This window comes from Arcobacter sp. CECT 8983, from assembly GCF_004118855.1.
Lineage (GTDB): Bacteria > Campylobacterota > Campylobacteria > Campylobacterales > Arcobacteraceae > Halarcobacter.
The window spans coordinates 1-5626 of record NZ_PDKF01000006.1 but is presented as its reverse complement, the minus strand read 5'-3'; the positions used below and the strand labels follow the sequence as shown (position 1 = coordinate 5626).

Below are 5626 nucleotides of genomic sequence, written 5' to 3'. Positions count from 1 at the left end.
ATACTCAAGAGCTGGCAGCGACCTACATTTCCACAAGGGGACCCTGCAGTATTATCAGCGCAGAAGTGCTTGACTTCCAGGTTCGGAATGGAGCTGGGTATTTCCACTTCGCTAAAACCACCAGCAATATGAGTATCAAACATACTGTAAAAGTATGCTCTGTACTCACATTATTGAATGAGTAAAAAAATTATAATGTTAAGTCTTTATATCTTATAGTAGATATACAACATATTAAATACTTAGAAGTACTTAATAAGATAGTAAACCAAGAAATAGTTTAAAAAAAGCCAAACGATCTATTAGTACTAGTCAGCTAAACGTCTTACAACGCTTACACACCTAGCCTATCAACCTTGTAGTCTTCAAGGGATCTTCAGGGAAAGTTCATCTTAGAGTTGGCTTCGAGCTTAGATGCTTTCAGCTCTTATCACATCCGTACATAGCTACCCAACGGTGCCCTTGGCAGAACAATTGGTACACTAGTGGTACGTTCATCCCGGTCCTCTCGTACTAGGGACAAATCTCTTCAACTTTCCTACGCCCACGGAAGATAGGGACCGAACTGTCTCACGACGTTCTGAACCCAGCTCGCGTACCGCTTTAAATGGCGAACAGCCATACCCTTGGGACCTGCTCCAGCCCCAGGATGCGATGAGCCGACATCGAGGTGCCAAACCTCCCCGTCGATGTGAGCTCTTGGGGGAGATCAGCCTGTTATCCCCGGCGTACCTTTTATCCTTTGAGCGATGGCCCTTCCACACAGAACCACCGGATCACTATGACCGACTTTCGTCTCTGTTCGAGTTGTATCTCTCACAGTCAAGCTAGTTTATGCCATTATACTCAACTGGCGATTTCCATCCGCCATGAACTAACCTTTGTAAGCCTCCGTTACTTTTTAGGAGGCGACCGCCCCAGTCAAACTACCCACCAGACATTGTCCTGAAGAAGGATAACTTCTCGCAGTTAGTAACTCAAATATTCAAGGGTGGTATCTCAAGGATGGCTCACACAGTACTGGCGTCCTGTGATCAAAGCCTCCCACCTATCCTGCACATGAATATCCAAGCTACAGTGTCAAGCTGTAGTAAAGGTGCACGGGGTCTTTCCGTCTTTCCGCGGGTAGGAGGAATTTTCACCTCCACTACAATTTCACTGGATCCCTGGTTGAGACAGCTCCCATCTCGTTACGCCATTCATGCAGGTCGGTATTTAACCGACAAGGAATTTCGCTACCTTAGGACCGTTATAGTTACGGCCGCCGTTTACTCGGGCTTCGATCAAACGCTTCGCTAATGCTAACATCATCAATTAACCTTCGAGCACCGGGCAGGCGTCACACCTTATACATCCACTTACGTGTTAGCAAAGTGCTGTGTTTTTGGTAAACAGTCGGGAGGGACTCTTTGTTGCAACCTCTTTAGCTTTCGAGAGTAAATCTCTATACCAAAGTAGGCACACCTTATACCGAAGATACGGTGCTAGTTTGCAGAGTTCCTTAACCAGGGTTCTTCCACGCGCCTTAGAATACTCATCCCACCCACCTGTGTCGGTTTACGGTACGGGCAACATACAATATACTTAGTGGCTTTTCTTGGCACGACAGTATCATCGATTCTGTATTAGTTCCGAAGAACGGCAACAGCCTGTAAGATCTCGGATTCACGTTACCCGGATTTGCCTAAGTAACATCCTACATCCTTCGAGCCACACTTCCATCAGTGACCTCGATTAACTCTATGCGTCCCCACATCGCGCTTGTATGTTGGTATTGGAATATTAACCAATTTGCCATCGTCTACCCCTTTCGGACTCGACTTAGGACCCGACTAACCCTACGATGACGAGCATCGCGTAGGAAACCTTGGGTTTTCGGCGAAGAGGATTCTCACCTCTTTTCTCGCTACTCATGCCTGCATGCTCACTTCTATCCGCTCCAACGCTCCTTACCGGTACATCTTCAACGCTGAATAGAACGCTCTCCTACCACTCAATAAATTGAGTCTAAAGCTTCGGTGTACATCTTAGCCCCGTTATATTTTCCGCGCAGAATCACTAGACCAGTGAGCTGTTACGCTTTCTTTAAAGGGTGGCTGCTTCTAAGCCAACCTCCTGGTTGTCACAGTAACTCCACATCGTTTTCCACTTAGATGTAACTTTGGGACCTTAGCTGTTAGTCTGGGTTGTTCCCCTCTCGACATAGGATTTTATCACCCTACGCCTGACTCCCTAGATTACACATGTAGTATTCGAAGTTTGATAGGGTTTGGTACCGCGGTGAGCAGCCCTAGCCCAGTCAGAGCTCTACCCCTACATGCTACTACTAGAGGCTATACCTAAATATATTTCGGAGAGAACCAGCTATCACGAAGTTTGATTGGCCTTTCACCCCTATCCACAGGTCATCCGAAGACTTTTCAACGCCTACCGGTTCGGTCCTCCACTGGCTCTTACACCAGCTTCAACCTGCCCATGGATAGATCACTTCGTTTCGGGTCTGCAGCATCTGACTAATTCGCCCTATTAAGACTCGCTTTCGCTACGGCTTCGTACTTGACTTAACCTTGCCAGACACCACAACTCGCAGGCTCATTATGCAAAAGGCAGTCCGTCACCCTGATAAATCATAGGGCTCCGAATGATTGTAAGCTAATGGTTTCAGGTTCTATTTCACTCTCCTCGCTGGAGTACTTTTCACCTTTCCCTCACGGTACTTGTTCACTATCGATCTGTAAGTAGTATTTAGGGTTGGAGGGTGGTCCCCCCGGATTCAGACAAAATATCACGTGTTCCGTCCTACTCAGGATACCATTAGAGCTATCGAAAATTTCGTATACAGGAGTTTCACCTTCTATGCTGTAGCTTTCCAACTACTTCTACTATCTTCTTTAGTCTCTTATTATGGTCCTACAACCCCCTATGCAAGCATAGGGTTTGCCCTAATCCGCGTTCGCTCGCCGCTACTAACGGAATCTCTTTTGATTTCTCTTCCTGTGGTTACTGAGATGTTTCACTTCACCACGTTCGCCTCCCTTACGGGATAACATATATCGCTATATGCTGGGTTGTCCCATTCGGAAATCTCTGGATCAATGCCTCTTGGCGGCTCCCCAAAGCTTATCGCAGCCTAGTACGTCCTTCATCGCCTCTTACAGTCTAGGCATCCACCATTAGCCCTTAATAGCTTATTTTTGATTTAACAAGATTAATCTTATTAAATGTTCTTGAGAATAAAGTAATTTCTTACTTTAACCTTTTTGAATAATTATTCCTTGGCTACTATCTTATTAAATACTTTTAATAAGTTAGTTGTGTCTATCTATTTTATTAGATATGAAATTTTTTGTTTTTTAAATCATCTTCATACGAAAGATATTGATTTAAACGAAAAAATTAAAGACTTTAACATTATGTTTTTAAATATCATTTTGGTTGTAAAAAACCAAATATAAATTCAAAGCTCTTTGAACTTATATTTAGTTTTTAAATAGATGGTGGAGATAAGCGGGATCGAACCGCTGACCTCCTGCGTGCAAGGCAGGCGCTCTCCCAGCTGAGCTATATCCCCAACTATTTTTATAACTTCTTTATAAGTTATTTAAAATCATGGTGGGCCTACCAGGACTTGAACCTGGGACCTCACGATTATCAGTCGAGCGCTCTAGCCAGCTGAGCTATAGGCCCATTTGTCACCTATTTTAAATAACCTTTATAAACCGAACATGAACTTACTATTTATGCTATCTTTGATAGCTTTGGAGACTTAAAACGAATTAAGTCTCTCTTCTCTGAAAGGAGGTGATCCAACCGCAGGTTCACCTACGGTTACCTTGTTACGACTTCACCCCAGTCGCTGAATCCACTGTGGAGGGTAGCTACTTTAGCATCCCCGCTTCGAATGAGTTCAACTCCCATGGTGTGACGGGCGGTGAGTACAAGACCCGGGAACGTATTCACCGTAGCATTGCTGATCTACGATTACTAGCGATTCCAACTTCATGCACTCGAGTTGCAGAGTACAATCCGAACTGGGAGATATTTTTGAGATTTGCTCCACCTCGCGGTATCGCGGCTCTTTGTATACCCCATTGTAGCACGTGTGTAGCCCTGGACGTAAGGGCCATGATGACTTGACGTCGTCCACACCTTCCTCCTGGTTGCCCAGGCAGTCTCGTTAGAGTTCTCAGCCGAACTGTTAGCAACTAACGACGTGGGTTGCGCTCGTTGCGGGACTTAACCCAACATCTCACGACACGAGCTGACGACAGCCGTGCAGCACCTGTCCTACAGTTTCTGCAAGCAGACACCAATCAATCTCTTGAAAGTTCTGTAAATGTCAAGTCCAGGTAAGGTTCTTCGCGTATCGTCGAATTAAACCACATGCTCCACCGCTTGTGCGGGTCCCCGTCTATTCCTTTGAGTTTTAATCTTGCGACCGTACTCCCCAGGCGGTACACTTAATGTGTTAACTGCATTACTGCCATGTCTAGCATGGCAACAACTAGTGTACATCGTTTAGGGCGTGGACTACCAGGGTATCTAATCCTGTTTGCTCCCCACGCTTTCGCGTCTCAGCGTCAGTAATGTTCCAGTAGATCGCCTTCGCAATCGGTATTCCTTCTGATCTCTACGGATTTTACCCCTACACCAGAAATTCCATCTACCTCTCCCATACTCTAGGTTACCAGTTTCAAAAGCAGTTCTATGGTTGAGCCATAGGATTTCACTTCTGACTTAATAACCCGCCTACACGCTCTTTACGCCCAGTGATTCCGAGTAACGCTTGCACCCTCCGTATTACCGCGGCTGCTGGCACGGAGTTAGCCGGTGCTTATTCATATAGTACCGTCATTATCTTCCTATATAAAAGGAGTTTACGCTCCGAAAAGTGTCATCCTCCACGCGGCGTTGCTGCATCAGAGTTTCCTCCATTGTGCAATATTCCCCACTGCTGCCTCCCGTAGGAGTCTGGACCGTGTCTCAGTTCCAGTGTGACTGATCATCCTCTCAAACCAGTTAGGCGTCATTGACTTGGTGAGCCATTACCTCACCAACTATCTGATACCATACAGTCCCATCCTCTAGCACTAAAGCGTTTCCCCTGCATACTTATGTATTAAGGGCATATAGGGCATTAGCAGTCGTTTCCAACTGTTATTCCTTTCTAGAGGGCAGGTTAACTATACATTACTCACCCGTGCGCCACTTAGCTGACAGTTTAGTAAACTAAACCCGTTCTCGTTCGACTTGCATGTGTTAGGCACGCCGCCAGCGTTCACTCTGAGCCAGGATCAAACTCTCCATAAAAAAATTTGATTCTCTGACCATTTTTAGTAACTTTATATTCTTAAAAGATTTTCATCTTTTTAGAGACTATAAAACTAGTTACAAAAATAAATCTCATTGTAAAAGCATAAGCTTTGTTATTAAAATAGACAAGGATATATTTACAATATATTCTTGTTTGTTGTAATTTCATATTCGGTTTATAAAAGTTATTTATATACCTTCTAAATTGTAAAAGATCTCCCATATCATCGTAACTCTCTCAAATCTTTTTGATGTCGTTCCTCTGAAATTGGACGGGAATTATAATAGATTTTTCTTGCTTTGTCAAGGGTTT

2 tRNA genes and 3 rRNA genes are annotated in these 5626 nt (G+C 44.6%); all 5 read right to left on the bottom strand.

Annotated elements, in window-relative coordinates:
* Positions 1–9: 9 nt before the first annotated feature.
* Positions 10–125 (bottom strand): 5S ribosomal RNA (rrf, locus tag CRV01_RS08170).
* Positions 126–281: 156 nt separating this feature from the next.
* A 23S ribosomal RNA gene (locus tag CRV01_RS08165) occupies positions 282–3194 on the bottom strand.
* Positions 3195–3495: 301 nt separating this feature from the next.
* Positions 3496–3571 (bottom strand) — tRNA-Ala (locus CRV01_RS08160).
* A 39-nt stretch (positions 3572–3610) separates the two neighbouring features.
* Positions 3611–3687, bottom strand: a tRNA-Ile gene (locus CRV01_RS08155).
* 107 nt (positions 3688–3794) lie between these two features.
* Positions 3795–5310 (bottom strand): 16S ribosomal RNA (locus tag CRV01_RS08150).
* The 16S, 23S and 5S rRNA genes sit together here with 2 tRNA genes alongside, the layout of an rRNA operon.
* Positions 5311–5626 lie beyond the last annotated feature (316 nt).